We start from the raw sequence: 26252 nt of genomic DNA on the forward strand, positions 1-26252 counted from the left end.
ATAAAGCATTATTGCGGCCAGGGCTAACAGCCAAGTGCTGCTTTCCACCTTGGTCTTCTACTTATGCACGATCGCGATTCCCTGCTATTGCAGTGGGCACGCCGTATTTCCGGCGATGCCACTCTCACGCTTACCCTCATTTCCGGTGATGCCAGTTTCCGCCGCTACTACCGTGGCGGTGGTCTGGTGTGGGTGGATGCCAATCCGAAAACCGAAAAAAATCATGAATTTGTTCGTAACGCGGCCGCCTTGCAGGCGCGTCAGTTGCTGGCGCCAGAGGTCAAGGCGGTGGACTACGAACAGGGTCTGCTGGCGGTCAGTGATCTGGGCGATACCCAGCTGATCAGCTGCCTGAACGAGTACAACGTGCTGGCCTGGTATGGCAAAGCCATTGATCTGCTGCCCCGACTGGGGGCGGTCGAACTGGCGCTTGAGCCGTTCGATACGGCTTTTATGGCGCGGGAGAACAGCATTTTCCCCGAGTGGCTGCTTGGCCATCATCTGCAACTGACCCTGAGCCATGAAGAGCAGCAGTTGCTGGATGAGACCTTTGCCTGTCTCACCGCCTGCAATTTGGCCCAGCCGCAAGGGGTGATGCACCGGGATTTTCACAGTCGCAACTTGATGGTGTGTGGCGGCGATACCCCCGAGAGCAGCCAGCTGGCCATCATCGATTTTCAGGATATGGTCATCGGGCCGCTTACTTATGATCTGGTTTCCCTGCTGAAAGATTGCTACGTGCGCTGGCCGGACGAGGTGATCGATGAAGGGATGCGCCACGGCTTTGCCACCCTGCAACAGGCGGGGCTGCTTGGCGAACTCGATTATGCCAGTTTCCGTCGTGGTGCCGACCTGACCGGCATGCAGCGCCACCTCAAGGCGGCCGGGATCTTCACCCGGCTCTATCATCGCGACGGCAAGTCCGGTTATCTGAAGGATATTCCCCGCACTCTCGGCTACGTAGTGGATGCCTGTCGCACTCACGGTAGCGCCTATCCGGTACTGGCCCGCTTTGGTCAGTGGCTGGAGCAGGTGGTGTTGCCCGGGATAGCCAACGCTGGAGTGAAACCATGAAGGCGATGATCCTGGCCGCTGGCCGTGGCGAGCGGATGCGCCCGCTGACTGACCTGCTGCCCAAACCACTGCTGGCTGTCGGGGGCAAGCCGCTTATCGTCCACCATATCGAAAAGCTCAAAACCGCCGGCGTGACCGAGCTGGTGATCAACCACGCTTGGCTCGGTCACAAGCTGGTCGAGATCCTTGGTGATGGCAGTTCGCTTGGGGTGACCATCCACTGGTCAGCCGAAGAGAGCGCGCTGGAGACCGCGGGCGGCATCGTGCAGGCGTTGCCACTGCTGGGCGCAGAACCCTTTTTGGTGATCAACGGCGATACCTGGCTCGATCTCGATTATCACACTCTGCTCAGCCAGCCCCTTGGCGACGATCTGGCCCACCTCTGGCTGGTGCCCAATCCGCCCCAGCATCCGAGCGGGGACTTTGCCCTGCAAGGGGGGCGAGTCATGGATATGCCAGCGTTTACCTTCAGTGGGGTCGGACTATATGATCCGGCGGCCTTTGCCGGTCTCGCTGGCGGCGCCCGCAAGCTGGCGCCGCTGCTGCGTGACTGGATGGCGCAAGGGCGGGTGGGCGGCAGCCTGCTCGCTGGCGAGTGGCGCGATATCGGCACGGTCGATCGACTGCGCGAGCTGGATGACCAGCTCCAGGCCCGCACTCATTAACTTCAAGAGGTCTTGAACCATGCGTATTTGGGGTAAGGTGCTGGGCGCCTTCTTCGGTTTTCTGCTCGGCAATATCATCGGCGCCCTGATTGGCCTGTGGATAGGCCACCGTTTCGACCGTGGCATGGGGCTGCAGGGGGCGTTTCGTCGCAGCCCGAGTCAGGCGCAGCAAGCCGTTTTCTTCCACGCCACCTTCTCGGTGATGGGCCACATTGCCAAGTCCAGTGGTCAGGTGACCGAGCAGGAGATCCGGGTTGCCTCCAACCTGATGGATCGGATGCGGCTGGCGGGCGAACAGCGTGCCCGGGCGCAGGAGTCGTTTCGTCTCGGTAAAGAGGCCGATTTTCCGCTGCGTGAGACCCTGGCCGAGTTTCGCCGTGCCAGTCTGGGGCAGCGCGACATTCTGCGCTTCTTCCTCGAGGTGCAGTTGCAGGCGGCCTTTGCTGACGGGCGGGTAGAGGAGGGCGAGCGTGCCATTCTTCATACCATCGCCGACGAGCTGGGGTTCAGTCGCATCGAGCTAGCCCGCATTCTGGCGATGGCCGAGGCGCAGATGAACTTCTTCAATCAGGCCCATGGTCAGTATCAGGGGGACAGTGCGGGTGGCCAGCAGTATCGGCAGGAGCCGCCCTCTGCGGATCGCCTCAAGAATGCCTACCAGTTGCTTGGGGTGAGCGAGAGCGACAGCGATCAGGATATCAAGCGCGCCTACCGCAAGGAGATGAGCAAGCATCACCCGGACAAGCTGGCCGCCAAAGGGTTGCCGCCTGAGATGATGGAGATGGCCAAGGAGAAGACCCAGGAGATCCAGCAAGCCTGGGAGTGGATCCGCGAGGCACGCGGCATTCGTTAAGCGCTGCAGCCTGATAGACCTGAACAGTAGACAAAAAAAGCCCCGCAGCAGTGCGGGGCTTTTTTTTGTTGTTTTATCCGGGCCGGGTTACTTGGCCGGAATGGCTTCCAGCACGTGCACCAGCAGTTGCCAGAAACGCTCGACCGCCGGGATATGCACCTTCTCGTCAGGGGAGTGAGCACCACGGATGGTCGGGCCGAAGGAGACCATGTCCCACTCCGGATAAGCGCTCTTGAACAGACCACACTCGAGACCGGCGTGGATCACCATGACATTGGGCATGGTGCCAAAGAGAGTCTGGTAGCTGTTGCGCACCAGCGCCATGACGGGGGAGTCCACGTTCGGCGCCCAACCCGGATAGGCACCGGTGAATTCGCAGCTGGCACCCGCCAGGGTGAACAGGGAGCGGGTCATCTGCTCGATGCTCTCGCGGCCGGAATCGATCAGGGAGCGGATCAGGCACTGGACGTACACTTCACCATCCTGAGTCTTGATGACCCCCAGGTTGGTAGAGGTTTCGGTCACGCCGGGCATGGCATCGCTCATGCGCATCACGCCGTTCGGGCAGGCCAGCAGGGCATCCAGCAGGCGTTGCTGCAGGGAGGCGCTCATCAGCTTGGCCGGTTTGGTGGCGCTGTTGACCAGCAGGGTCAGGTTCGGCTCGGTGGCGGCCAGTTCGGTCTGGTAGATACCGGTATAGCGGTCAACCAGCGCCTTGAACTCGTTCACGCTGGCAGAAGGCACCAGCAGGGTGGCACGGGCTTCGCGCGGGATGGCGTTGCGCAGGGTGCCGCCGTGGATCTCGGCCAGACGAATACCCAGCGGCTCGGCTGCTTTGAGCAGACGCACCAGCAGCTTGTTGGCGTTGCCACGACCGCGATGAATGTCGCAACCTGAGTGACCGCCACGCAGCCCTTTGACCGCCAGCTCGAACGCTTCGCCTTCGCTGGCGTCAACCAGCTCGAGCGGGAAGCGGATATTGGCATCCACACCGCCAGCGCAGCCCATGTAGACCTCGCCATCCTCTTCGGAGTCGGTGTTGAGCAGGATCTCGCCCTCCAGCCAGCCCGCTTCCAGACCGAAGGCACCGGTCATGCCGGTCTCTTCGTCGGTGGTCAGCAGCACTTCCAGCGGGCCGTGCTTGATGGTCTTGTCAGCCAGCACTGCCAGGCAACCGGCCATGCCGATGCCGTTGTCAGCACCCAGGGTGGTGCCACGGGCAGTGACCCACTCGCCATCCACATAGGCATCGATGGGATCGGTCGCGAAGTCGTGTTGGGTGTCGGCGTTGGCCTGCGGCACCATGTCGATGTGCGCTTGCAGTACCACGGCTTTGCGGTTTTCCATCCCCGGGGTGGCCGGTTTCTTGATGATGATGTTGCCGACCTTGTCCTGCTTGACTGCCAGACCTTCTTCCTGTGCCCACTGGATGATCCAGGCGCTCAGTTTGGCTTCATGCTTGGAAGGGTGGGGAATGGAGCAGATCTGTTCGAAGAAATGCCAAATCAGTTTGGGAGAGAGAGAGCTAAGCTGTGCCACGTCGGGACTCCTTACCAGCACGGAATAAACAGGGCCCCATCAGCGGGCCGGGGAAGAGGGTAACGATAATACAGTCAATCACACAAAAATGTGAGCAATCAGCGCAAATCGCAGGCAGCTTGTGCTGGCCCATGGCAACGAGGCAGTACGATCGTCAGGTTTGGACGACGCGGACCGGTAGAAAAGAAATTATGTGACCGATCTCACAAAAAAGTTGAATTTAACGCGCCGACTGGTAAATTAGCTCCCGTGGTTCGCCACCCGTCAGGATGACGATGAAAGCCTCCAGGGAACCGAAGCAAAGCAAGTGCGCCTCCATGGAACCGAGTGTTCGTTCAAGGATTTGAGCCCGCATTAAAGGTACGTAACTTGTTAAGCAATCAGGAGTTTCAATATGCCAGGCAGCAACTCAACCTATTGGTTTGCCCCTTCTTTGTATACCCAGGGTTTCAGCTACCCTAACCCCTTCGTCACTCGTCGCTAAGACGAGCTGCCTGACCGGGCAGAGGCGAGAAAGCAGCAGGTGCGTGAGGTCAAACCTCCCCCTGCTATTTTTTTATCTGCGATTTGCCGCTACGCCCATTTTGGTGTCATCAGCAGCGGTGACAGGCTGGTCGTTTGGCTCTCTGGATGTGCCAAATGGAGAGGGTGATGCCGATTTTTCCTGAATTTGGCATACGTTTGCCAGGCATTTTCTCTGCAAACGGTGCTATCATATCGGCCCAACAGCCTGTCCGCGGTTTGGACACATCATCGAACCGATCGCCGGATACGCCCATCTTGCTTCCATTGTTATCAGATTTGCTGCCGAGGCTCAGCCCTGAGGCAGCCGAAGTGCAATCTGAATTCAGTCGGGCAAGGGCCGCCATTTGCTGGCATCCGCAGGGAAATCTACGGGTGTCATTATTTTAAGTGATTGTTTTTATATAACTATTTGAGATCGATAACATGCCGAAAAAGTTCTATGTGTCGTGGGACAACCTGCAACGTGAAGCTCGTCGTCTGGCCCGTCGTCAGCTGCCTGTCAGCCAGTGGAAAGGTATCATCGCGGTCAGCCGTGGTGGTCTGGTGCCCGCTGCCCTGATGGCCCGTGAACTTGGCATTCGTAATGTGGAAACCCTCTGCATCTCCAGCTATGACCACGACAACCAGCGTGAGCTGGTGGTTGTGAAGGCCGCCACCACCGCCGGTGACGGCGAAGGCTGGCTGGTGGTGGAAGATCTGGTGGACACCGGTACCACCGCCAAGGCGATCCGCGAGCTTTACCCGAAAGCCAAGTTCATCGCGATCTTCGCCAAGCCGATGGGCGAAGCGCTGCTGGACGATTTCGAAGTGGCGATCCCGCAGGATACCTGGATCGAACAGCCGTGGGATATGGCGCTGGAGTTCGCCACACCGATCTGCGACGAACAGTAACAGGATCGGAATTTGACGTTCACAGCGTCAATTGGCCGCACGCGGCAAGAATGGTTTCACAGGGCTCCAATTTGGAGCCCTGTTTTTTTGTCTATCAATCTGTTGCGGGGTGGCTGAGTGGCGCTAAAAGTGGTTAAGATGGGCCATTGCCTGATATGAATGAGACACTATCTTGGACTTGAACGACGACCTAAACCTGACCGAACAGCTCTTTACCCGCGTCAAGAAGGTATTGGAAACATCCGAGATCTCCAACTCCAGTGCGGCTGATCTGGCGGAGGCCGCGTCAGACGAGATGTTTATCGACGGCTCCATGTCAAAGAGCTGGTATCGCCTGCTGCGCCGACCCTCCTGGGCCTGGCAGGGGGCTGATCCGATCGAGGTGGAGCAGACCCTGGCCCGCATCGCCATGGCGACGGGTGAGCGCACTCACGACTGCTATCTCGATACCATCAAGGGCTATGTGCCCGGCAACTGGATCTACGAGTGGAGCCAGGTGGCTGGCAACTACTTCAAACAGGGCCGCGAGCTGCGCGAGCAGGGGGATGCCGCGGGCGCGCTGAAACAGCTGCTCAAGGCGGTTCGCTACTACTCCATCGCCAGCTATCCCCATCTCAAAGACGACGAACTGGCGGATCAGGCCCAACTGCTCGGCAACATGGCTTATCGCGAGGCGGGTCGGCTGTTCAAGGTGCCGCTCAAAGAGATCCAGGTGCCCTTTCGCGGCAAGAATATTCAGGGTTATCTCCACCTGCCGACCACCGACAAACCGGTGCCGCTGGTGATCATCAGCGGCGGGATCGACTCACTGCAGCTCGATTTCCTCAACTTCTATCTCAAGCGACTCGAACCCCATGGCATCGGCATGCTCTCTCTCGACATGCCGGGCATCGGCTATGCCGAGCATTGGCCGCTGGTGCAGGATACCAGCCGCCTCCATCAGGCGGTGCTGCATTACCTCTCCGAGGTGGCCTGGGTCGATCATCAGCGTATCGCCATGGTGGGGATGCGTCTGGCGGGGAATGTCGCCGCCAGATTGGCCTTTATCGAACCGTTCAAGCTGCGTACCGTGGTCTGTGTCGGGGCCGGGGTCAATCAGGTGTTTACCAATCAGGAGCTGTTTGCCAAGTGCCCGCGCATGATGCGGGACAGTCTGGCCAACCGGTTGGGGGCCGATGCGGCGCAGTGGGATGCCATGCGCACCAAGTGCCAGGTATTTTCACTGAAAACGCAAGGATTACTGGGGACTCGCACCTCTGTGCCGATATTGAGTATTGGACACAAGCGAGATTTTATTTGTCCCGAGCAGGATGTACGGGCATTGGCGGCGGCCAGTCGTAATGGCAAGGCTATCGTCTTCGACAAGCAGCCTTTGCTGGAGGTGTATGACAAGGCGCTGGACGAAATCGTCGAGTGGCTGAAACAGCATTTGTGTACCTGATATTGCGCTAAAAAACTGACGCCATCCCGAGGTGGCGCGGCTTGTTTAACAGGGAGGTTAACATGTCTGAAAAAGTGACCTACAAGCGACTGCTGCGGCAGTTTGCTGCCATTGGCCCCTATTTGCGCGAAGATCTCTGCGAAGAGGGGCGTTATCGCTTCGACTGCCTGTCGGTCTGTGTCAGCGCCAAGCCGGCGCCGGACAAACGGGAGTTCTGGGGCTGGTGGCTGGTGCTGGAGCAGGACGATCACCATTTCCGTTATCACTATCAGCTCGGTTTCTACAATGCTGATGGCGAGTGGCTGGACAAGCCGATCCCCAAGAAGCATCAGGTCGAGGTGGAGCGAACCCTCAACTGTTTCTACAAGCTGATCAGCGACAAACTGACGGCGCTTGAGTGCCATCTGGCGCCTGCCGAGCAGGTCACCAACGAGTTGAGCGTCACCGCCGCCTGATCCCTGATGCCCGGCGAACCGCGTCACGCTGCTTGCCGGGCCATCAGTCAGCCATTTTCCGCTCCGCTCGCAATCTCCGGGCCTTTGCCCGCATCTCCTCACCCCGGCGTTAATTGCCTTGCAGGGCTCCATGGCCGTGGGTATAAAGATATTCCTTACTTTTTTAGCCTTTATGCTCCCATGGAAAACAGAACCATAGTCGTCAAGTTGGGCACCAGCGTGCTCACAGGGGGGTCTTCCCAGCTCAATCGTGCCCATATGGTCGAGCTGGTCAGACAATGTGCGGCCTTGCACCGTCACGGCCATCGGGTCGTGGTCGTCACATCAGGGGCGATCGCCGCCGGGCGTGAGCATCTGGGCCACCCGCCACTGGCGCCAACCCTGCCCAACAAGCAGATGCTGGCTGCGGTCGGCCAGACCCAGCTCATTCGGGTATGGCAGGATCTGTTCAACCTCTATGGCCTGCATATCGGCCAGATGCTGCTGACCCGTGCCGATCTGGAAGATCGGGAACGCTACCTCAACGCCCGCGACACTCTGCGCACCCTGCTCGATCACCGGATCATTCCGGTCATCAACGAAAACGACGCGGTGGCGACCGCCGAGATCAAGGTGGGCGACAACGACAACCTCTCCGCTCGTGCCGCCATTCTGGCGGATGCGGATCTGCTGATCCTGCTGACCGACCAGAAGGGGCTGTTTACCGCCGATCCGCGTACCAATCCGGATGCCCAGCTGATCGAAGAGGTGCAGACCATCGACGATACCCTGCGCTCGCTGGCGGGTGACAGCGTCAGTGGCCTTGGCACCGGCGGCATGGCTACCAAGCTGCAGGCGGCCGATGTGGCGCGCCGTGCCGGGGTCAACGTGGTGATCGCCACCGGCCAGATGCCGGAGGTGATCGGTCGTCTCGCCAAGGGCGAGCGGATCGGCACCCTGTTCCCGGCGCTGGCTTCCCCGCTGGAGGGGCGCAAGAGCTGGATTTTGGCAGGCCCACCCCCTCACGGCGAAGTGCAGGTGGATCAGGGGGCTGTCGCCGCCATGAAGGATAAAGGTTCCAGCCTGCTGCCCAAGGGGATCGTCGCGGTCAGGGGCGACTTCATCCGGGGCGATGTGGTGCGCATTCTCGATCCCAAGGGGGTTGAGCTGGCGCGCGGCATCTGCCGTTACGACCATCTGGAGCTGGAGAAGCTGCGCGGTGTTCACTCGGATCAGATTGAGCAGGTACTGGGCTATGGATATGGTTCAGTAGCCATCCATCGAGACGATATGGTGCTGCTCTGAGTGGATCGGTGTTAGCAGCCCAGAGCCAACGATGGCTACAGGACCTGTGGGCTATCCATCTAGATAATAGGGTGCTGCTCTAATCAGGGCGGCACAGCATGAATAAAAGGGAACCGAGATGAGTCTGGAGAAAATGGGGCAGGCGGCCCGTGAAGCCGCCTATCAGCTGGCCACCATCAGCACGGCGCAGAAGAATCGGGCGCTGGCCGCCATTGCCGACGAGCTGGAGGCGCGCAGCAGCCAAATTCTGGCCGCTAACGAAAAAGACATTGCCGCTGGCCGTGAGGCAGGCCTCTCCGAGGCGATGCTGGATCGCCTGCTGCTCAATCCGGCACGGCTAGCCAGCATAGTGGCCGATGTGCGCAAGGTGATCACTCTGGATGATCCGGTCGGTGCCGAAATGGATAGCCGGGTGCTGGAGAACGGCCTGCGCCTCTCCCGTCGTCGGGTGCCCATCGGGGTTATCGGCGTCATCTACGAGGCGCGGCCCAACGTCACCATCGACATCGCCAGCCTCTGCCTCAAGACCGGCAACGCCAGCATACTGCGTGGTGGGCGCGAGACTTTCCACTCCAATCTGGAGCTGGTGCAGGTGATCCAGCATGCGCTTGTCGCCTCCGGCCTGCCACAGGCGGCGGTGCAGTACATCGACAATCCGGATCGGGCGCTGGTCGGCGAGTTGCTGCGCCTCGATCGTTATGTGGACATGATCATTCCCCGCGGCGGTGCCGGGCTGCACAAGATGTGTAAGGAGAACAGTTCCATCCCGGTCATCATCGGCGGTTTCGGCATCAGCCACATCTTCGTCGACGAGAGCGCCGATCTGGATCGCTCCCTGGCGGTTATCGACAACGCCAAGGTGCAGCGCCCCTCCGCCTGCAACGCCCTGGATACCCTGCTGGTACACGAGAAGGTGGCTGCCACCTTCCTGCCGCAGCTGGTGGCGCTGATGAATGAACGCAAGGTGACACTGGTCGGCGCGGCCAATGCCATGGCGCTGCTGGCGGGCACCGACAACCTGTGCGAGGCAGGGCCAGAGGATTTCGATACCGAGTGGCTGGGGCTGACCCTGGGGGTCAAGCTGGTGGCGGATGTCAACGAAGCGCTGGCTCATATGCGCGAGCACAACGCCGGTCACTCCGACGCCATCCTGACCAACGATCTGGCCAATGCCGAGCGTTTCATCAATGGCGCCGGTTCGGCGGCGGTCTACGTCAACGCCTCGACCCGTTTTACCGATGGCGGCCAGTTTGGACTGGGTGCTGAAGTGGCGGTCTCGACCCAGATGCTGCATGCCCGCGGCCCCATGGGGTTGACCGAGCTCACCAGCTACAAGTGGGTGGGGCAGGCCGATTACCTCAGCCGAGCCTGATAACCGGCTGTTTCACATACAAAAATGCCGACCACATGGTCGGCATTTTTTTCACTGGCATCGCGTCGATACCATGCAGTGCGCTATCGCTTTGGGTTATTCCCCCTGATAGAGCACCTTGTCACCGGACTTGAGCACATAACCCTTCCAGGGGAAGAGGATGTAGTCGCCACCCTGCCAGGACCAGTTGCCTTCCGCGCCCTGACGGGTCAGCGCAAGCAGCTCGCCGCTTGGCAGATGCAGTTCGGCCTGCGTCTGGTCGGCGTTGAACAGCACGAAGGCGCTGCTGGTTTGGCTGGTATCGGTCGGGTTCAGTCGTACGCCCTGTTCAAACAGGCGCACGCACTGGTTGACCAGTGGTGACCACTGGTAACCGGCACTGCCGATACAGCCGTGGCTGTCGCGATCACTGCCTGGCATAGTGCCTGTCATAGGTTGCTCCGGTGCGCTGCAGGCGGCCAATAGCAGAGAGGCGGCCAGCAGAGTCAAGGTTCTCATGATTACTCCTGCTTGTCTTCGAGATGATCCCGTTCAATGACGATGTTGGAGAATCCCAACTCTTTGAAGTAGTTCTCCTGGTAATCCTTTACGCTTTTCTTGTCACGGCGACAAACCTGAGCCAGCTGAGCCTCCATGGCGTGGAAACTGGAGAGATCCAGCCCTTCGGCAGCGGCGATGGCGTCGTAGATGCTGCGGAACTTGTCGTTCGCGTAGCCGATCTCTTTGGCCTGTTTTTTATAGGTATAGGTAATCTTAAAGGCCATCTTGCCCTTCCTTCTTCGATTTGGCTTGCTTGCGCTGGACGTAGAGGTAGAGGCTTTCGACCTTCTCCCGAGCCCAGGGGGTCTTGCGCAAGAACTTCAGGCTGGACTTGATGCTGGGATTATCGGTGAAGCAGCGGATATTGATCTGCTGCCCCAGCTCTTCCCAGCCATAGTATTCGACCAGCGCGGTGACGATCGCTTCCAGGGTCAGCCCGTGCAGCGGGTTGTTTTTCTGCGCCGGGGTCGGCTGTTCTGTGCTCATGCCTGCTCCGCCAGTTTGGCAAAGGGTTGGCCCATACGGGTGGTCACCCCGTTGGCCAGATGGGGTTCAAAACCGGCCAGCATGCCCGGGCCAAACAGGCAGACCACGGTACTGCCTAGCTTGAACAGGCCCATCTCGGCGCCTTTTTGCAAGGTGATGGCCTCGTCGCCGGTGTAGTCCCAGCGCACCACCTTCTTCTCTTTGGTCGGAGCAATGTTGCCGGCCCAGATTGTCTCGATGCTGGCCACGATAGTCGCGCCGACCAGCACCAGCGCCATCGGGCCGTGCGGGGTGCGGAAGGTGGCGACCACCCGCTCGTTGCGGGCAAACAGGTTGGGCACGTTCTCGGCGGTGAGCGGGTTGACGGAGAAGAGATCCCCCGGCACGAACACCATGCTCTCCAGTACGCCGTCCAGCGGCATATGGATGCGGTGGTAATCCTTGGGCGCCAGATAGATGGTGGCAAAGTCGCCATCCTTGAACGGTGCCACCAGATCCTCATAGCCACCCAGCAGCTCGCGGGCGCTGTAGTCGTGGCCCTTGGCCTGAATGATGCGGCCCTGCTGGATGGGGCCGAGCTGGCTGATGGTGCCATCCACCGGCAGCGCCAGCGTCATGGCATCGTCAACAATCGGGCGGATACCGGGCTTGAGCTCACGGGTGAAGAAGGCGTTGAAGCTCTTGTAGTGGGCCGGACTCTCGTGCAGCGCCTCGCTCATGTCGACCTGATACTGCTTGATAAAGGCTTCGATCACTTTGGTCGTGAGGTTGCCCGCTTCGGCCGCGGCAAACTTGCCGATCAGACGGGAGAGGGCGTGCTTGGGCAGACAGTATTGACCGGCAATTTTCAGGTTGTCAGTAATGCTCATGTTCATCATCAACGTAGGTTTATTAGGGTCACAGGCGCGCCTGTTGGCGACCGTGACGGGCTTCCTGCATGGTTTCCAGGATGCGGTGATAGTTGTGGAAGCGATCGGCGCTGATGGCGCCACTGTCGACTGCCGCCCGCAGGGCACAGCCGGGATCGTCCTTGTGGGTGCAGTCGCGGAACTTGCAGCCACCCAGATAGTCACGGAACTCGATAAAGCACCAGGTTATGCGATCGGCTTCCAGATGCCAGAGGGCGAACTCGCGGATCCCGGGGGAGTCGATCAGATCGCCGCCGCTCGGGAAGTGGTAGAGTCGCGCCGTGGTGGTGGTGTGCGTGCCGAGTCCCGAGTTTTCGGAGATCTCGCCGGTGAGCACATCCAGCCCCGGCATCAGGGCGTTGGTCAGGGACGACTTGCCCACCCCTGACTGGCCGACGAAGATGCTGATCTTGCCTTCAAACTGGGCCTTGAGCTCGTCGAGCCCTTCGCCGCTCTCGCAGCTCACCAGGATCACCTTGTAGCCAAGCTTGCGATAGGGCTCGAGCTGGCGCTCGATGCGCTTGCGCGCCTCGTCATCCAGCATATCGACCTTGTTCAGCACGATGAGCGGCTGGATCTCCACATCCTCGGCGGCCACCAGATAGCGGTCGACGATGTTGGTGGAGAACTCGGGCATCACCGCCGAGACGATGATGATCTGGTCGATGTTGGCGGCGATGGGTTTGACCCCGTCGTAGAAGTCCGGCCGGGTCAGTACCGAGTGGCGCGGATGCACAGCTTCGATGACGCCCGCTGTCGCGGCATTGAGGCCGGGACGCCATACCACCTTGTCGCCACAGACCAGACTGCTGATGCTGCTGCGGCGCAGGTTGCTGCGGTGGATGGTGCCATCGACCGCTTCCACGTCTGCGTGCTGACCAAAACGGCTGATCACCACCCCTTCGATGGCCGGGCCAAACAGGGTGTCATCCACCACCGTGGAGTGATCTTTTTGCAGCCGCCGTTCGCGGTTGGCCTGGACGCGCCTTTGTTGACCCAGATTGAGTTTTGCTTTCTTTGCCACTCGATTCGCCAGTTTATGAACAGATCCAAAGCCAGTATGATACATGCAAATTGGCAAAATTCCGCCATTCCTCCCAATAGAGAGAGCAATCATGACAGTCAGCGCGCAGAACCTGGTATGGATCGACATGGAGATGACGGGTCTGGACCCCGAACAGAACGTGGTACTGGAGATCGCCACCATCGTCACCGACAAGGATCTGAACGTACTGGCCGAAGGGCCGGTCATCGCCATTCATCAGAGTGATGAAGAGCTTGCCAAGATGGACGACTGGAACGTCAACACCCACACCAAGAGCGGTCTGGTGGCCCGGGTCAAGGCGAGCCAGCACGACGAGGCGAAGGCCATTGCCGAGACCCTCGACTTTATCCGTCAGTGGGTGCCGGAGCGCACCAGCCCGCTGTGTGGCAACAGCATCGGTCAGGATCGCCGCTTCATGGTCAAGCACATGGCCGAGCTGGAAGCCTTCTTCCACTACCGCAACGTGGACGTCAGCACCATCAAGGAGCTGGTCCGTCGCTGGCAGCCGGAGCTGCTGGATCAGTTCACCAAGAGTGGCACCCATCAGGCACTGGATGACATCCGCGAATCGATCGCCGAACTGCGCTTCTATCGCAGCCACGTCTTCAAGATCTGAGACACTGGCAAGGAGTTGCCCCGGTTTGGTTGCTAAAATCGACAGTTCGGCCAGCTTTTGAGCGAACGCGCGCAACCAGACAAAAAAGCCCTTGCAATTGGAATGTCTGCTCTTATAATTCGGCTCCCGTACAGTAGCGCAAGCAACCAAATGCTGTACGGCCTGTTTTAAGGTAGTTGCGGGAATAGCTCAGTTGGTAGAGCACGACCTTGCCAAGGTCGGGGTCGCGAGTTCGAGTCTCGTTTCCCGCTCCAATAAGTGATGATGAAACTGGTTCAGTCCAGCCCGATGCGGGAATAGCTCAGTTGGTAGAGCACGACCTTGCCAAGGTCGGGGTCGCGAGTTCGAGTCTCGTTTCCCGCTCCAATCATCATTGCACCTTCGAACACAATTTGTTGCGGGAATAGCTCAGTTGGTAGAGCACGACCTTGCCAAGGTCGGGGTCGCGAGTTCGAGTCTCGTTTCCCGCTCCAATCTATTTGCAAATGACATTCCGTTGCGGGAATAGCTCAGTTGGTAGAGCACGACCTTGCCAAGGTCGGGGTCGCGAGTTCGAGTCTCGTTTCCCGCTCCAATCATTTGCGAATGACAATCTGTTGCGGGAATAGCTCAGTTGGTAGAGCACGACCTTGCCAAGGTCGGGGTCGCGAGTTCGAGTCTCGTTTCCCGCTCCAAACAGTTTCTGGTAGATATATGTAAGTGATATTCCGTTGCGGGAATAGCTCAGTTGGTAGAGCACGACCTTGCCAAGGTCGGGGTCGCGAGTTCGAGTCTCGTTTCCCGCTCCAATCACTTGCAAATGACATTCTGTTGCGGGAATAGCTCAGTTGGTAGAGCACGACCTTGCCAAGGTCGGGGTCGCGAGTTCGAGTCTCGTTTCCCGCTCCAATCTCTCTCCTTGACGTCCACCAATCCAATCTCTCAAGACAGTCATTGCCACACCAAGTTGGTAGAGCATGGTCCGTACTTGCCAAGGCTGGGGTCGCGAGTTCAAGTCTCGTTTCTCGCTCCAAATCACTCTCCTCGAAGTACACCAATTCATATTCGAAATTGCCCATCACATCGCGCAGCGATGCTTTGTCGTATCTGGCGTTTACTCCGCGCGTTTCAGCAGTCTTCTGTCAACAGGAAGGGCATGCGGGGGCTCACTCTGTGGGCTGAACGAGACAAGCGGTGGTGACCGGAGAGGGTAAATTACGGGCAAAAAAAGAGGAGGGGCCTTGGCTCCTCCTGCATGATTCACTGGCGCGGGCTTAGACCAGAGTAACGTTCTCAGCCTGGGGGCCTTTTTGGCCCTGGGTCACAGTGAACTGGACTTTTTGACCTTCAGCCAGGGTTTTGAAACCGGTGCTCTGGATGGAGGAGAAGTGAACGAAAACGTCCGGACCCTGAGATTGCTCAATAAAGCCAAAACCCTTGGTTTCGTTGAACCATTTTACCTGGCCGGTGCGAATGTCAGACATGTGCTAAATCCTATCAATAACAAAATGAAACTAAGCCCGTGCTGGGCTGCATTTGCCTTGCAAGCAGGGGTTGGCTCATGACTGACCACGTCTATTTGTCCCAGTAGCACGTAGAACAATCCCTGTCTAAAGCACAATCGATTGTACGTTAGCGCCGATCCTTGTCAATTTGACCCCTTTCGTTTTTTGAACAAGCTAAAAATATTGTGAAGTCAGTAGCTTATTTGAAGAGATTTGACCGAAAAAAACGGGAGGCCAGCGCCTCCCGTGTTGTTATTCCTTGAGGGCGAACCTTTCACCCTGCCGGTCGTAGCGGTAGACCGCCTGACCGTAGGAGCGGATCTCCACCCGCTGGATGCGGCGGGTGTCATCCACCAGAATAAAGACCGAGCGGCCCGATTGCAGGCGGGTCAGCGGGCGATCCGGCCCCTCGATGGCGATCAGGCGGCTCAGCTCGGCACCCGGCAACTCGAATTTGCGCCAGATGGAGTAGAGGGTCTCACCAGCCTGCACATCGTGTTGCAGCCAGGTGCCGTTGACCTTCTCTTCGACCGGTTTGGTTGCCGCAGGCGCACTGCCTGCCGCGCCGTTACCGACGGTGAGGGCCTGAGCAGGCACGGCCAGCGGCACTTCCAGCGAGCCGGAAGGGGCGGCTTTGGGTGCTGACGGTGCCGGCTCCCAGGCCAGCACCAGCAGCCAGAGCGGGACCAGGATCAGCAGACCTATGGTGTTTTTGCGGGGCAGCGGGCTGGACAGTTTGAATTTGCCTGCTTTGGCATCCTGGCGGCGTTGACCAAGGTTGCTCATCCCTTGGCCAAAACGTTGGCGCAGGGACAGGGTCGCGGCATTGATGCGATGGAGCAGGGATCCTTGTGATTCGTCTTGGCGACGCTGCTGGGCTCGTCTGTTATGGCCTCGTGGGCGACGGTCCGGGGTGGGCACGGCATTTACCTCTCACTACATTGCCTGCCATCAGGCAAATTCGTTGCCTATGGTAAACGGACTCGCCCCCGAGGGGGAGAGTCCGCGAGAGGAAAATTATCAGCTGAGACGAAATTGACCCAATAATTGCTGTAATTTGTCGGCCGCCTGACGCAATGCTTGACTGGCTTTGGCCGTTTCGGTCGCATCCTGAGCAATGTCGTTGGCCAGTGCGTTGGTTTTTGACAGGTTGCCGGAGACGGTTTCGGAAACCGAGCTCTGCTCCTCGGCGGCGGAGGCGATCTGATAGGTCATGTCGTTGATGGTGGAGATGGCCTTGTAGATGCTGCCGAGCGCCTCTTCCGCCAGATCCGCTTCGCTCACCGCCTGATGGGTCAGTTGCTGGCTCTGGGTGATGGCGTTGACCGCATTGCTGGAACTCTGGCGGATCTTCTCGATCAACTCCTGAGTGTTCTGCACCGCTTGTTGGGTATTGCCCGCCAGTTTGCGCACCTCGTCGGCGACCACCGCAAAGCCGCGTCCCTGTTCACCAGCCCTTGCTGCCTCGATGGCGGCGTTGAGGGCGAGCAGGTTGGTCTGATCGGCAATCCCCTGAATGACGGTGAGGATGCTGGTGATCTGGGCGCTGTCGTGAGCCAGCCCTTCGACCACTTCGGCCCCTTTGCCGGCTTCTGCCGCGACCTTGTGCATCGACTGGATCACCTGCTGGAAGCGCTCCTTGCCCTGATCCGCCGCGCCTTGCGCCTGTTTGGCCGAGTCGGCGGTGTTGTTGGCGTGGGTGGCGACCTCCTGACTGACGTAGGACATCTCCTGTACCGCGGTCAGCATCTGCTCCATCTCCGCCTGATGATGTTGCAGGTTGATGTCGGTCTGACCGGCGATGCGATCGGTGTCGCAGGCGTGGCGGTTCACCTCGCTGGCGGTTTTCAGCACATCCCCGAGCAGCCCTTGCAGCTTGTCGATAAAGCGGTTGATGCCCTTGGCGAGATCCCCCAGCTCATCCACCGAGCGGGTCGCGAGGCGCTTGGTGAGATCCCCTTCGCCATCGGCGATGTCATCCACCAGGCTGACCATCTGACGGATAGGGCCTGTGATGCTGCGGGCAATCACCAGCATGGTCGCCAGCGCCAGCACCAGCACGATAAAGGCTCCGACCAGCTGTTGGGTCACGGCGGCCCGGTTCATCTCGTTGAGTTGGCTCTCCAGCTGATCTGCCCCGGCCAGCACCACCTTGTAGGGCAGGGTGACGATGATGGCCCAGTTGCGGCTCATCCCCGGCACCATGATGGGGACTGAAATACGGAATGATTCGTCCAGCTCCTGACGCTGCACTTCCGGTTTCAGGTACTGCTGCCACTGATTGCCGAGCAATTTGTCGGCGCGGCTGCCAAGCAGGCTGGCATCACCGCTGGTGCCGGTAACGACGCCAGCGGCGCTGACGATCAGGGTTTCTCCCTGGCCGTCATAAATGTTGCTGTTGAGGCTCTTGGCCTGACGGCTGATGGAGTCCACCGCCAGGTCTAGCGCAGCTACCCCCTTGAACTGACCGTCCACGAGAATGGGGGTGGTGATAGTGCTCACTAGCACCTGCTGGCCGTTGATGTCCACCTTGAAGGGATCGATCAGGCAAGAGCGACCTTCCCGTTTCGGGCAGGCGTAGTAGTCGTTGGCGGGATTGCCGAATTCGTCCGGATCGGTTTTTTCGATGGAGAGCAGTAGATCGGTGCCAATTTGATCCTTGTCGCGATAGAAGTAGGGCACAAAGCGCCCCTTGTCGTCACTGCCCAGCGCCGTCTGGCCAGCGAAGGCGGCATCCTGACCGTCAAAACCGTTGGGCTCGAAGCCTGCGAATGCACCATAGAGCTGTGGTTCCAGCGCCAGTTGCGCCTTGAGCAGGTCGGTCGCCTGCTGGCGATCCAGCGGCAGTTTGCCTTGCTGTTGCAGGGCGAGGGCGCTCGCCATCTGCTGGGTGTAGGAGAGCCCCTTTTGCAACAGTTGGGTGATGGTGGCCGCTTCGGCGCGGGCGTTGGCGCTGACCTTCTGCCATGCCTCCTGCTGCAGCGCTTCACGGCTGGAGCTGATGGTCAGTTGTTGGGTTTGTTGGCCGGAGTATTGGTTGAGCAGGATCAGGATGACCAGGGCTGCGGTCATGGCGATCCCGGCCATCACTAGAATGCGATTCTGGATAGAACGGAACTGCATCGTCTCTTCCTTGTGCGTGAGAAGTGTGGTGAGCGTTATCTGAGTATCGACCGGAGGAGGCAGCTCTCCAGCATTGTGCATAGCAAATCGGAAACGGGGCTTCTGTTTTGCGATCCTCTTCAAATATCGGGCTACAGAGGAAAATGGTGACAGATTTAATCCCCTACTTTAGCCCGCAATGGCGTCATGGTTTTCCCATCCGCGATGGTCGGTGCTAAAATGCGACGGTTTTTTCTAACGAATTGGCCCAAGGCCCTCTACACAAGGCTTAAAGATGAAAGTCAAAACCCGTTTTGCTCCCAGCCCGACCGGCTTTTTGCATGTCGGCGGTGCCCGTACCGCACTCTATTCCTGGTTGTTTGCAAAGAACCAGGGCGGTGAGTTCGTGCTGCGTATTGAGGATACCGACCTGGAACGTTCCACTCAGGAGGCGATCGACGCCATCATTGAGGGCATGGAATGGCTGGAGCTGAACTGGGATGAGGGCCCCTACTACCAGACCAAGCGCTTCGATCGCTACAATGGCATCATCGACGAGATGCTGGCCGATGGCCGCGCCTACAAGTGCTACTGCTCCAAGGAGCGTCTGGAAGCGCTGCGCGAAGGCCAGATGGCCAGCGGCGAGAAGCCCCGTTATGACGGCAAATGCCGCGATGCGGCTCACGATCACCCGGCCGATGCGCCGCACGTGATTCGTTTCCGCAACCCGACCGAAGGTTCCGTGGTGTTTGATGACCACGTCCGTGGCCGCATCGAGTTCGCCAACACCGAGCTCGACGATCTCATCATTCGCCGTACCGATGGCGCGCCGACCTACAACTTCTGCGTAGTGGTCGATGACTGGGATATGGAGATCACTCACGTGGTGCGTGGTGAAGACCACATCAACAATACCCCGCGCCAGATCAACATCTACAAGGCACTGAACGCGCCGGTACCTGAGTTTGCCCACGTTTCCATGATCCTGGGTGACGACGGCGCCAAGCTCTCCAAGCGCCACGGTGCAGTCTCCGTGATGCAGTACCGCGATGACGGCTATCTGCCGGAAGCGCTGCTGAACTATCTGGTGCGTCTGGGCTGGTCCCACGGCGATCAGGAGATCTTCACTCTGGATGAGATGATCAAGCTGTTCAGCCTGGATGCCATCTCCAAGTCCGCCTCCGCCTTCAACACCGACAAGCTGCTGTGGCTGAACAACCACTACATGCGCAGCCTGGATCCGGCATATGTGGCCAAGCATCTGGCCTGGCATATGGAAAACCAGAAGATCGACACCAGCAAGGGCCCTGCCCTGCCAGCAGTAGTGACCCTGCTGGCCGAGCGCTGCAACACCCTGGTCGAGATGGCAGCCCAGAGCCGCTATCTGTTCGAAGATTTTGAGGCGATCGACGAAGCGGCAGCCAAGAAGCATCTGCGCGGCGTCGCTGCCGAGCCGCTGACACTGGCCAAGGCCAAGCTGGCTGCACTGGATAGCTGGACCACCGAAGCGCTGCATGAGCTGATTGAAGCCACTGCCGCCGAGCTGGGTCAGGGCATGGGCAAGGTCGGCATGCCGCTGCGCGTAGCCGTGACCGGTCTGGGTCAGTCCCCTGGTATCGACGCCGTGATGGCTCTGGTGGGTAAAGAGCGCGTACTGGCTCGTATCGACCGCGCACTGGCCTACATCGAAGCCCGCATGGCTGCCGAGTAAGTTCTGCCGAGGTGGCAGGCGAGGAGATCTCCCTGCTCTGCCACATGCTGAATAGCAAAAATCCGAAACCACTGGTTTCGGATTTTTTTATGGCCAGCGTACAGGCTGATAGCAAGTCGGGGGATAAAAATGCCAGTCAGCTGACTGGCATTTTTATTGGGGCAGAGTGCCGCTTAGTGGCTGTCGACCCAGACGAACTTGAGCACGAACAGCAGGGCGACCACCAGCACGCATGGGTTGATTTCGCGCCAGCGGCCGGTGCCTGCTTTCATCACGCAGTAGGAGATAAAGCCGACGGCGATCCCCTCGGTGATGGAGAAGCTGAACGGCATCATCACTGCGGTCATGAAGGCCGGGACCGCTTCGGTCAGATCTTCCCACTTGACCCGGGTCAGCTCGGAGCACATCAGCACGCCAACATAGATGAGAGCGCCAGCGGCGGCATAGGCCGGTACCATGGCGGCAACCGGGGAGAAGAAGATGGCCAGCAGGAACAGGATACCCGCGATGATGGCGGTCAGACCGGTGCGGCCGCCGACGGCGACGCCGGAGCTGCTCTCGATAAAGGCGGTGACCGAGGAGGTGCCCATGAAAGCGCCGCCGACGGAGCTGACGCTATCAACCATCAGCGCCTGCTTCATGCGCGGGAAGTGGCCGCGATCATCGGCCAGCTTGGCGCGGTTGGTGACGCCAATCAGGGTGCCGGAGGAGTCGAACAGGTTGACCAGCATAAAGGAGAAGATGATCCCGGCCAGGCTGATGTCGAGCGAACCCATCAGATCCAGCTGGCCGAACACCGGCTCGATGCTGGGGGGCATGGAGACAAAGCCCTTGAAGGTGACATCACCAAACAGCCAGCCGAGGGTGGTGGTGACCACAATGGCGATCAGCACGGCGGAGTGAACGCCACGGGCAGAGAAGATGCAGATCAGGAAGAAACCGAGCAGACCCAGCAGGCAGGGCAGGGAGGTGAGGTTGCCCACGGTCACCATAGTCGCGGGGCTGGCCACCACGATACCGGCATTGTGCAGGCCGAGCAGGGCGATCAGCAGACCGATACCGGCGGTGATGCCGACCCGCAGGGTGAGCGGGATGTTACCGATCAGCCAGTAGCGCACCCGCAGCAGGGTGAGGATCAACAGACCCATGGCGCCCCAGAAGATGGTGCCCATGCCCACTTGCCAGGAGTAGCCCATACCCGCGACCACCACGAAGGCGAAGAAGGCGTTGAGGCCCATGGCGGGGGCCAGGGCGATCGGCAGGTTGGCCAACAGACCCATCAGGATGCTGCCGATACCGGCGATGAGGCAGGTGGTGACGAACACGGCCTGGGTGTCCATGCCAGCCGCAGAGAGGATCTGCGGGTTGACGAACACGATGTAGACCATGGTCAGGAAGGTGGTGATGCCAGCGATCACTTCGGTGCGGGCGGTAGTGCCATGGCCTTGCAGGGCAAACAGGCGCTCAAGCAATCCTTGCCCGGCGGCCTGATTGGCAGCTTGGTGTTGTTGATTCATGTTGGATTCCAATAGGTGACGTGAAATAAGCAGCAGGGGAACGGGCTATCCCATCCATGCGGGGTAAATTGCCCTGTTTCTGGCGGTTAAGTAACCAGACTCGTCCTGATACCGTGACAGCGCGCACATTTTTACACAGGCGGCGCCGTTTACAAACCCTGGATCTGCAAAGCAGATCAATGAATAGAGCAAAAATTCAAACGTTTGCTTTTTTGAGCATAAAAAAAGGTTCTCAGCAGAGAACCTTTTATCGAAAAGAGGGGGCTTAAAGGGTCTTGAAGTAGCGCTCGACCAGTTGGGCCAGCACGGAGTCGAGCCGGTCTTGAACCTCACCCAGCTCGCGGCCGAAGCGGCGCAGAAAGAGACTGGCCTGCTCTTCGGTCAGCTTGCGCCCCTCGATAAAGAACTCCTGCTCCGGCAGCTGCTTGTCGTAGCGGGGGATCAGCACCCAGCTCACCAGCTCTGGCTCCACGGCGGCAAAAATTTTGGCGGCAGCGGCACAGAAGGTCTCTATGTGCGCCTTGCCATCCGGTCCGAGGCAACCCGGTTCAACCCGGATCTGGATGGTGAGTTTTTTCTCTATGGGGGTCGTCATCGTGCTACATCCATGCAAAGGCATCCGTCTTGGATTGTAAGCTAAAAGGAAATAGAAAGGGGAGCCGAAGCTCCCCTCAACACGCAGTCAGCCTTATTTGGTGATGCGCTTGTACTTGGCGCGATGGGGCTGGATCGCCTCGGCGCCGTAGGTCTTCTTCTTCCACTCTTCGTATTCGGTAAAGTTACCTTCGAAGAACTCGATCTTGCCCTCGTCCTGATAGTCCAGGATGTGAGTGGCGATACGGTCGAGGAACCAGCGGTCGTGGGAGATGACCATGGCGCAACCCGGGAACTCCAGCAGGGCGTTCTCGAGGGCGCGCAGGGTTTCGATATCCAGATCGTTGGTCGGTTCATCCAGCAGCAGCACGTTGCCGCCGGTCTGCAGCAGCTTGGCCAGGTGCAGACGACCGCGCTCACCACCGGAGAGTTCGCCAACCCGCTTCTGCTGGTCGGAACCCTTGAAGTTGAAGCGGCCGATATAGGCGCGGCTCGGGAACTCGTAGTTGCCGATGCGCAGGATATCCTGACCGTCAGCGACCTCTTCGAATACCGTCTTCTTGTCATCCATGCTGTCGCGGAACTGATCGACAGAGGCCAGCACCACTGTGTCACCCAGGGTGATGGCGCCGGAATCCGGCTGCTCCTGACCCGACATCATGCGGAACAGGGTCGACTTACCGGCACCGTTCGGGCCGATGATGCCGACGATGGCCCCTTTCGGAATGGCAAACGACAGATCGTCGATCAGCACCCGATCACCGTAGGATTTGCGCAGGTTGGCCACTTCCACCACCTTGTCGCCGAGGCGCGGTCCGGGCGGAATGAACAGCTCGTTGGTCTCGTTGCGCTTCTGGTAGTCGTTGGTGTTGAGCTCTTCGAAGCGAGCCATACGGGCCTTGGACTTGGCCTGACGCCCTTTCGGGTTTTGACGAACCCACTCCAGCTCTTTCTCGATGGACTTGCGACGGGCAGCTTCGGAACTTGCTTCCTGCGCCAGACGGGCGTCCTTTTGCTCCAGCCAGGAGGAGTAGTTGCCTTCCCACGGGATACCTTCGCCGCGGTCCAGCTCGAGGATCCAGCCCGCCACGTTGTCGAGGAAGTAACGGTCGTGGGTGATGGCCACTACAGTGCCTTCGTAGTCGTGCAGGAAGCGCTCCAGCCAGGCCACGGATTCCGCATCCAGGTGGTTGGTCGGTTCGTCCAGCAGCAGCATGTCCGGCTTTTCCAGCAGCAGACGGCACAGTGCCACACGGCGGCGCTCACCACCGGAGAGGTGCTTGATCTTGGCATCCCAAGCCGGCAGGCGCAGGGCATCGGCCGCACGCTCCAGCTGGTTTTCCATGTTGTGGCCACCCTGAGCCTGGATGATGGCTTCCAGCTCGCCCTGTTCGCGGGCCAGCTTGTCAAAGTCGGCATCCGGGTCGGCGTAGGCCGCATAGACCTCGTCCAGACGGGCCATGGCGCGCTTCACTTCGCCAACGGCCTCTTCGACCGCCTCGCGTACGGTCTGCTCCGGATCCAGCTTCGGCTCCTGGGGCAGGTAGCCGATCTTGATGCCGGGCTGCGGACGGGCTTCCCCTTCGATCTCGGTGTCGATGCCCGCCATGATGCGCAGCAGGGTCGATTTACCGGCGCCGTTCAGACCCAGCACGCCGATCTTGGCGCCCGGGAAGAAGCTCAAGGAGATGTTCTTGAGAATATGACGCTTGGGCGGCACTACCTTGCCGACCCGGTTCATGGTGTAAATAAATTGAGCCATTGGCTAATTCTCTTCCTTTTCAGCAGGTTAATGTCTTGGCATTAACAGACTGATGTCGTGGTGGGGCCAGGTCGACACAGGTCAACCGGGTTCCAAAAAACCCGTCGATTGTAAACCAACGGACGAGGGGGGGCAAAGGCGGCACCCGGCTATGTCCCCCCTTTGCCAACAGAGTCACGCCTTGCTGCATCAGTCGTGCAATTTGGGCATGATGTGGGCTGCCGTTTTGTTCCGGAGCCCTCATGAACCCATCTCCTCAAGCCCCCCTGCTTGCCACCTTTTTGTGTGCCATGGGATTGGACGCCGCCCTGAGCGAAGCCCTCTGTCAGCGTTTGCCACGGCAGACGCTGCGAGCCGGTCAGGTGCTGTTGGCGCAAGGGGCCGAACAGGAGGCTGCCTTCTATATCGAAACGGGCATCGCCCGTGCCTGCCATTACACCCGGGACGGGCAGGAGCGCTGCAAGGAGTTCTACTTCGAGGGGGAGCTCTGCCTGCTTTACGACAGCTGGCTCACCGGGTCGCCCGCCCGCTATCAGCTGGAGGCGCTGACGGAGCTGCAAGTTGTGCGGGTGCCGATCGCCCTGCTGGATGAGCCGGTCTGGCAGCCGGTCTGCATGGCCCTGCTGCGTCAGCAGCTCGGTTACAAGGAGCGCAAGGAGGCGTTTTTACTGCTCCACTCCCCCGAAGAGCGTTATCGGGAGCTCTGCCACACCTTCCCCCACTGGCCTGCGCGGCTCACTCAGGTGCAGCTCGCCAACTACATCGGCATCAGCCCGGTCACCCTGTCACGGATCCGCAAGCGCATTAACACGGGTTAATGCCACCTGCCGGTTGCCACTTCATGCTACGCCATCCAAATGACGGACGAGGGGTGGATGATGTCGCTGTTTCTGTGGTCGCAACTGGTGGTGAGCCTGGCCTTGTTGCTCGATCTGTTGTCGTTTCAGTTGCGGGAGCGCCGCAGGATCCTGGCCTGTCTGGCCCTTTCCTGCGCGCTCAATGCCGGTCACTTTGCCCTGCTCGGGCAGTGGTCGGCCGCCAGCCTGTTGCTGCTGGCCAGCGTGCGCTTTCTGGTCAGTATCTGGCTGGTTCGCCGCATCTTGATATGGTTTTTCATGGGGTTGGCCTGTGCAGCGGCGCTGGCGACCTATCAGGGCCTGCTTTCATGGATCGGACTGCTGGCGAGCCTGTTGCAAACCCGGGCTGCGTTTTGCCCCGACGATCGCCAGCTGCGGCGCTGGATGCTGCTGGGCACCATCTGCTGGCTGGGCAACAACCTGCTGGTGGGCTCACCGGTGGCGGCGCTGATGGAGGGACTGTTTCTGGTCAGCAATCTGGTGGGGTATTACCGTCACTACGGGCGCAAGGTGGCTGTCTACTGGTGATTGTGGCTGACTGACTTGAGAGGTATATGGAGGGTTGCGGTCTGGTTGGGGCTGGAAGGTGACAAGACAGAGAGGCCGCCATTGCGGCGGCCTCTCTGACACTATCAAGCCTTATTAAAGCTGTTGATCAGGGCTTTGGTGTAGTCGATGACGAATTGCTGGCAGTGGATCGCGGTTTGCGGATCAAACTCCTCGCCATGGAGGTCGGTGTTGGAGAGCACCCGGATCCCGACAAAGGGCACCTTGTAGGCTTCGGCCACCAGGGCGGCGGAGGAGGTTTCCATCTCTTCGGCAGCCGTGTTGTAAGTCTGGTGCAGCCAGTTGATGCGGGCGACCTGACGGTTCCACTCGTCGGCAGTGCCGATGATGCCTGCCACCACGCGACCATGCTGATAACGGTCGGCCATGCCAAGGGCGCGGCCAACCAGCTCGGGGTCACCGGCGAACGAGGTGTGTTCCACCAGCTTGCCGTTTTCCCGCAGTCGCATGGTCACCTCGAAGTTGTGCCATTTGCTTGGGTCAACGCCCTGTTCTACCGGGGTCAGATCGCTGCGATAGGCTCCCATGTTGAAGCTCCTGGTGGCGATCACGATATCACCGCGATGAAGCGCCGGATCATGGCCGCCCGAGGTGCCCTGGTTGATGATGAGGCGAGGCTTGAAGCGCTCGATGGCCAGGGTGGTGGCGGCTGCTGCATTGGCCAGACCCACCTCGGTACGGGAGATAACCACCGGATAGCCAGCCAGCGTGCCCTGCCAGAATGTCCATGCGCCGATAGTCAGCGCCTGTTTCTCTTGCAGGGCGGCGACCATGGTATCGACCTCAACGTCCATCGCACCCTGGATCAGGATGGGGGCGGATGCGGGGTTGGAAGCGTGGGTGAAGGGGGCGCAAAACAGTGCGATCAGACACATCAACCGTTTAAAGAAATTCATGTTTTACCTGTCAGGACTGCGGGAAAGCGCCGGATTCTACTCATGGGCAAACGATTGCGCAAATTATT

General features: G+C 59.5%; 25 protein-coding genes and 7 tRNA genes. 19 read left to right on the forward strand and 13 right to left on the reverse strand.

The features are described from left to right. Nucleotides 1–63 precede the first annotated feature (63 nt). From I6G90_RS19790 to djlA, 3 genes are read left to right on the forward strand one after another with little or no spacing between them, the layout of a single operon-like run. The gene (locus I6G90_RS19790) at nucleotides 64–1074 is read left to right on the forward strand and encodes an aminoglycoside phosphotransferase family protein (protein ID WP_197928877.1); all 1011 of its coding nucleotides are present in this window, start codon (nucleotides 64–66) and stop codon (nucleotides 1072–1074) included. Beyond that, the gene (gene murU / locus I6G90_RS19795; RefSeq protein WP_197928879.1) at nucleotides 1071–1739 is read left to right on the forward strand and encodes an N-acetylmuramate alpha-1-phosphate uridylyltransferase MurU; all 669 of its coding nucleotides are present in this window, start codon (nucleotides 1071–1073) and stop codon (nucleotides 1737–1739) included. The genes I6G90_RS19790 and murU overlap by 4 nt, the downstream gene beginning before the upstream one ends. 19 nt (nucleotides 1740–1758) lie before the next feature. Next, entirely contained in the window at nucleotides 1759–2592 is an 834-nt protein-coding gene (gene djlA, locus I6G90_RS19800; RefSeq protein WP_197928881.1) for a co-chaperone DjlA, read from the forward strand. 87 nt (nucleotides 2593–2679) lie between these two features. On the opposite strand, the gene I6G90_RS19805 is transcribed toward djlA, so the two are convergent. After that, entirely contained in the window at nucleotides 2680–4131 is a 1452-nt protein-coding gene (locus tag I6G90_RS19805) for an aminoacyl-histidine dipeptidase (protein ID WP_197928882.1), read from the reverse strand. 948 nt (nucleotides 4132–5079) lie between these two features. Here I6G90_RS19805 and gpt point away from each other — a divergent pair. From gpt to I6G90_RS19830, 5 genes are all read left to right on the forward strand, one after another. Further along, a complete protein-coding gene (gene gpt / locus I6G90_RS19810; RefSeq protein WP_058053568.1) occupies nucleotides 5080–5547 on the forward strand; it encodes a xanthine phosphoribosyltransferase in 468 nt (155 codons plus the stop codon). A gap of 172 nt (nucleotides 5548–5719) precedes the next feature. Next, entirely contained in the window at nucleotides 5720–6988 is a 1269-nt protein-coding gene (gene frsA / locus I6G90_RS19815; protein WP_058053569.1) for an esterase FrsA, read from the forward strand. A gap of 62 nt (nucleotides 6989–7050) precedes the next feature. Continuing rightward, complete coding sequence (gene crl / locus I6G90_RS19820; RefSeq protein WP_197928883.1) at nucleotides 7051–7443, forward strand: sigma factor-binding protein Crl; 393 nt, start codon at nucleotides 7051–7053, stop codon at nucleotides 7441–7443. A 180-nt stretch (nucleotides 7444–7623) separates the two neighbouring features. Beyond that, nucleotides 7624–8727 carry a glutamate 5-kinase gene (gene proB / locus I6G90_RS19825; protein WP_042656667.1) on the forward strand — a complete coding sequence of 368 codons (1104 nt, stop codon included), beginning with the start codon at nucleotides 7624–7626 and terminating at the stop codon, nucleotides 8725–8727. Between the two features lie 118 nt (nucleotides 8728–8845). After that, nucleotides 8846–10099 carry a glutamate-5-semialdehyde dehydrogenase gene (locus tag I6G90_RS19830; RefSeq protein ID WP_197928884.1) on the forward strand — a complete coding sequence of 418 codons (1254 nt, stop codon included), beginning with the start codon at nucleotides 8846–8848 and terminating at the stop codon, nucleotides 10097–10099. A gap of 96 nt (nucleotides 10100–10195) precedes the next feature. Here I6G90_RS19830 and I6G90_RS19835 read toward each other — a convergent pair whose 3' ends face one another. From I6G90_RS19835 to rsgA, 5 genes are read right to left on the reverse strand one after another with little or no spacing between them, the layout of a single operon-like run. Then, nucleotides 10196–10597, reverse strand: a complete 402-nt coding sequence (locus I6G90_RS19835) for a hypothetical protein (RefSeq protein WP_197928885.1) — start codon at nucleotides 10595–10597, stop codon at nucleotides 10196–10198. Nucleotides 10598–10599: 2 nt separating this feature from the next. Further along, nucleotides 10600–10863, reverse strand: a complete 264-nt coding sequence (locus I6G90_RS19840) for a DUF2960 domain-containing protein (protein WP_042059978.1) — start codon at nucleotides 10861–10863, stop codon at nucleotides 10600–10602. Then, nucleotides 10853–11125, reverse strand: coding sequence for a VF530 family protein (locus tag I6G90_RS19845; protein ID WP_197928886.1), 273 nt, complete (start codon nucleotides 11123–11125; stop codon nucleotides 10853–10855). The genes I6G90_RS19840 and I6G90_RS19845 overlap by 11 nt, the downstream gene beginning before the upstream one ends. Beyond that, a complete protein-coding gene (asd, locus tag I6G90_RS19850; RefSeq protein ID WP_197928887.1) occupies nucleotides 11122–11994 on the reverse strand; it encodes an archaetidylserine decarboxylase in 873 nt (290 codons plus the stop codon). Before asd ends, I6G90_RS19845 begins: the two co-directional genes overlap by 4 nt. A 28-nt stretch (nucleotides 11995–12022) precedes the next feature. Then, entirely contained in the window at nucleotides 12023–13057 is a 1035-nt protein-coding gene (gene rsgA, locus I6G90_RS19855) for a small ribosomal subunit biogenesis GTPase RsgA (protein WP_197928888.1), read from the reverse strand. A 91-nt stretch (nucleotides 13058–13148) separates the two neighbouring features. On the opposite strand from rsgA, the gene orn reads away from it, so the two are divergent. The 8 genes from orn (at nucleotide 13149) to I6G90_RS19895 (ending at nucleotide 14582) form a co-directional block, all read left to right on the forward strand. After that, complete coding sequence (gene orn, locus I6G90_RS19860; RefSeq protein WP_042656672.1) at nucleotides 13149–13694, forward strand: oligoribonuclease; 546 nt, start codon at nucleotides 13149–13151, stop codon at nucleotides 13692–13694. Between the two features lie 178 nt (nucleotides 13695–13872). Further along, nucleotides 13873–13948 (forward strand) — tRNA-Gly (locus I6G90_RS19865). Between the two features lie 36 nt (nucleotides 13949–13984). Then, nucleotides 13985–14060: transfer RNA gene (locus I6G90_RS19870), tRNA-Gly, on the forward strand. 31 nt (nucleotides 14061–14091) lie between these two features. Beyond that, a tRNA-Gly gene (locus I6G90_RS19875) sits at nucleotides 14092–14167 on the forward strand. Between the two features lie 25 nt (nucleotides 14168–14192). Next, nucleotides 14193–14268: transfer RNA gene (locus I6G90_RS19880), tRNA-Gly, on the forward strand. A 24-nt stretch (nucleotides 14269–14292) separates the two neighbouring features. Then, nucleotides 14293–14368: transfer RNA gene (locus tag I6G90_RS19885), tRNA-Gly, on the forward strand. A 38-nt stretch (nucleotides 14369–14406) separates the two neighbouring features. Then, nucleotides 14407–14482: transfer RNA gene (locus I6G90_RS19890), tRNA-Gly, on the forward strand. Nucleotides 14483–14506: 24 nt separating this feature from the next. Further along, nucleotides 14507–14582: transfer RNA gene (locus tag I6G90_RS19895), tRNA-Gly, on the forward strand. A 365-nt stretch (nucleotides 14583–14947) separates the two neighbouring features. Here the strand turns inward: I6G90_RS19895 and I6G90_RS19900 are convergent. From I6G90_RS19900 to I6G90_RS19910, 3 genes are all read right to left on the reverse strand, one after another. Next, nucleotides 14948–15157, reverse strand: a complete 210-nt coding sequence (locus I6G90_RS19900; protein WP_042010507.1) for a cold-shock protein — start codon at nucleotides 15155–15157, stop codon at nucleotides 14948–14950. Between the two features lie 273 nt (nucleotides 15158–15430). Beyond that, on the reverse strand, nucleotides 15431–16099 hold the full coding sequence (locus I6G90_RS19905) for a LysM-like peptidoglycan-binding domain-containing protein (RefSeq protein ID WP_197928890.1): 669 nt from the start codon (nucleotides 16097–16099) through the stop codon (nucleotides 15431–15433). A gap of 99 nt (nucleotides 16100–16198) precedes the next feature. Next, on the reverse strand, nucleotides 16199–18301 hold the full coding sequence (locus I6G90_RS19910) for a methyl-accepting chemotaxis protein (RefSeq protein ID WP_197928892.1): 2103 nt from the start codon (nucleotides 18299–18301) through the stop codon (nucleotides 16199–16201). Nucleotides 18302–18575: 274 nt separating this feature from the next. Here I6G90_RS19910 and gltX point away from each other — a divergent pair, with 274 nt between their 5' ends. Next, on the forward strand, nucleotides 18576–19991 hold the full coding sequence (gene gltX, locus I6G90_RS19915) for a glutamate--tRNA ligase (RefSeq protein ID WP_197928894.1): 1416 nt from the start codon (nucleotides 18576–18578) through the stop codon (nucleotides 19989–19991). A 173-nt stretch (nucleotides 19992–20164) separates the two neighbouring features. Here gltX and I6G90_RS19920 read toward each other — a convergent pair whose 3' ends face one another. The 3 genes from I6G90_RS19920 to ettA all read right to left on the reverse strand — a co-directional run bounded on the left by I6G90_RS19920 (nucleotide 20165) and on the right by ettA (nucleotide 23864). Beyond that, nucleotides 20165–21508, reverse strand: coding sequence for an NCS2 family permease (locus I6G90_RS19920; protein ID WP_042059992.1), 1344 nt, complete (start codon nucleotides 21506–21508; stop codon nucleotides 20165–20167). A 265-nt stretch (nucleotides 21509–21773) separates the two neighbouring features. Further along, a complete protein-coding gene (locus I6G90_RS19925) occupies nucleotides 21774–22103 on the reverse strand; it encodes a hypothetical protein (protein WP_058053579.1) in 330 nt (109 codons plus the stop codon). A gap of 93 nt (nucleotides 22104–22196) precedes the next feature. Then, nucleotides 22197–23864, reverse strand: a complete 1668-nt coding sequence (gene ettA / locus I6G90_RS19930; RefSeq protein WP_197928896.1) for an energy-dependent translational throttle protein EttA — start codon at nucleotides 23862–23864, stop codon at nucleotides 22197–22199. A 242-nt stretch (nucleotides 23865–24106) separates the two neighbouring features. On the opposite strand from ettA, the gene I6G90_RS19935 reads away from it, so the two are divergent. Further along, complete coding sequence (locus I6G90_RS19935; protein ID WP_197928897.1) at nucleotides 24107–24682, forward strand: Crp/Fnr family transcriptional regulator; 576 nt, start codon at nucleotides 24107–24109, stop codon at nucleotides 24680–24682. A gap of 57 nt (nucleotides 24683–24739) precedes the next feature. After that, nucleotides 24740–25249: a YgjV family protein gene (locus tag I6G90_RS19940; protein ID WP_197928899.1), complete on the forward strand. Its 510-nt coding sequence runs from the start codon at nucleotides 24740–24742 to the stop codon at nucleotides 25247–25249. A gap of 104 nt (nucleotides 25250–25353) precedes the next feature. On the opposite strand, the gene I6G90_RS19945 is transcribed toward I6G90_RS19940, so the two are convergent. Continuing rightward, entirely contained in the window at nucleotides 25354–26184 is an 831-nt protein-coding gene (locus I6G90_RS19945; RefSeq protein ID WP_197928900.1) for a phosphorylase family protein, read from the reverse strand. Nucleotides 26185–26252 lie beyond the last annotated feature (68 nt).

The organism is Aeromonas allosaccharophila, assembly GCF_016026615.1.
In the GTDB taxonomy this organism is placed as follows: domain Bacteria; phylum Pseudomonadota; class Gammaproteobacteria; order Enterobacterales; family Aeromonadaceae; genus Aeromonas; species Aeromonas allosaccharophila.

What these genes read in the sequence shown, in the direction of transcription:
- I6G90_RS19790 (WP_197928877.1), top strand. Translation starts at nt 64, where the DNA reads ATGCACGATCGCGATTCCCTGCTATTGCAGTGGGCACGCCGTATTTCC.
- I6G90_RS19845 (WP_197928886.1), bottom strand. Translation starts at nt 11,125, where the DNA reads ATGAGCACAGAACAGCCGACCCCGGCGCAGAAAAACAACCCGCTGCAC.
- I6G90_RS19900 (WP_042010507.1), bottom strand. Translation starts at nt 15,157, where the DNA reads ATGTCTGACATTCGCACCGGCCAGGTAAAATGGTTCAACGAAACCAAG.
- I6G90_RS19925 (WP_058053579.1), bottom strand. Translation starts at nt 22,103, where the DNA reads ATGACGACCCCCATAGAGAAAAAACTCACCATCCAGATCCGGGTTGAA.
- I6G90_RS19835 (WP_197928885.1), bottom strand. Translation starts at nt 10,597, where the DNA reads ATGAGAACCTTGACTCTGCTGGCCGCCTCTCTGCTATTGGCCGCCTGC.
- I6G90_RS19935 (WP_197928897.1), top strand. Translation starts at nt 24,107, where the DNA reads ATGAACCCATCTCCTCAAGCCCCCCTGCTTGCCACCTTTTTGTGTGCC.
- I6G90_RS19940 (WP_197928899.1), top strand. Translation starts at nt 24,740, where the DNA reads ATGATGTCGCTGTTTCTGTGGTCGCAACTGGTGGTGAGCCTGGCCTTG.
- murU (WP_197928879.1), top strand. Translation starts at nt 1,071, where the DNA reads ATGAAGGCGATGATCCTGGCCGCTGGCCGTGGCGAGCGGATGCGCCCG.
- proB (WP_042656667.1), top strand. Translation starts at nt 7,624, where the DNA reads ATGGAAAACAGAACCATAGTCGTCAAGTTGGGCACCAGCGTGCTCACA.
- I6G90_RS19945 (WP_197928900.1), bottom strand. Translation starts at nt 26,184, where the DNA reads ATGAATTTCTTTAAACGGTTGATGTGTCTGATCGCACTGTTTTGCGCC.
- asd (WP_197928887.1), bottom strand. Translation starts at nt 11,994, where the DNA reads ATGAGCATTACTGACAACCTGAAAATTGCCGGTCAATACTGTCTGCCC.
- I6G90_RS19910 (WP_197928892.1), bottom strand. Translation starts at nt 18,301, where the DNA reads ATGCAGTTCCGTTCTATCCAGAATCGCATTCTAGTGATGGCCGGGATC.
- ettA (WP_197928896.1), bottom strand. Translation starts at nt 23,864, where the DNA reads ATGGCTCAATTTATTTACACCATGAACCGGGTCGGCAAGGTAGTGCCG.
- djlA (WP_197928881.1), top strand. Translation starts at nt 1,759, where the DNA reads ATGCGTATTTGGGGTAAGGTGCTGGGCGCCTTCTTCGGTTTTCTGCTC.
- gltX (WP_197928894.1), top strand. Translation starts at nt 18,576, where the DNA reads ATGAAAGTCAAAACCCGTTTTGCTCCCAGCCCGACCGGCTTTTTGCAT.
- I6G90_RS19830 (WP_197928884.1), top strand. Translation starts at nt 8,846, where the DNA reads ATGAGTCTGGAGAAAATGGGGCAGGCGGCCCGTGAAGCCGCCTATCAG.
- crl (WP_197928883.1), top strand. Translation starts at nt 7,051, where the DNA reads ATGTCTGAAAAAGTGACCTACAAGCGACTGCTGCGGCAGTTTGCTGCC.
- gpt (WP_058053568.1), top strand. Translation starts at nt 5,080, where the DNA reads ATGCCGAAAAAGTTCTATGTGTCGTGGGACAACCTGCAACGTGAAGCT.
- orn (WP_042656672.1), top strand. Translation starts at nt 13,149, where the DNA reads ATGACAGTCAGCGCGCAGAACCTGGTATGGATCGACATGGAGATGACG.
- I6G90_RS19840 (WP_042059978.1), bottom strand. Translation starts at nt 10,863, where the DNA reads ATGGCCTTTAAGATTACCTATACCTATAAAAAACAGGCCAAAGAGATC.
- I6G90_RS19920 (WP_042059992.1), bottom strand. Translation starts at nt 21,508, where the DNA reads ATGAATCAACAACACCAAGCTGCCAATCAGGCCGCCGGGCAAGGATTG.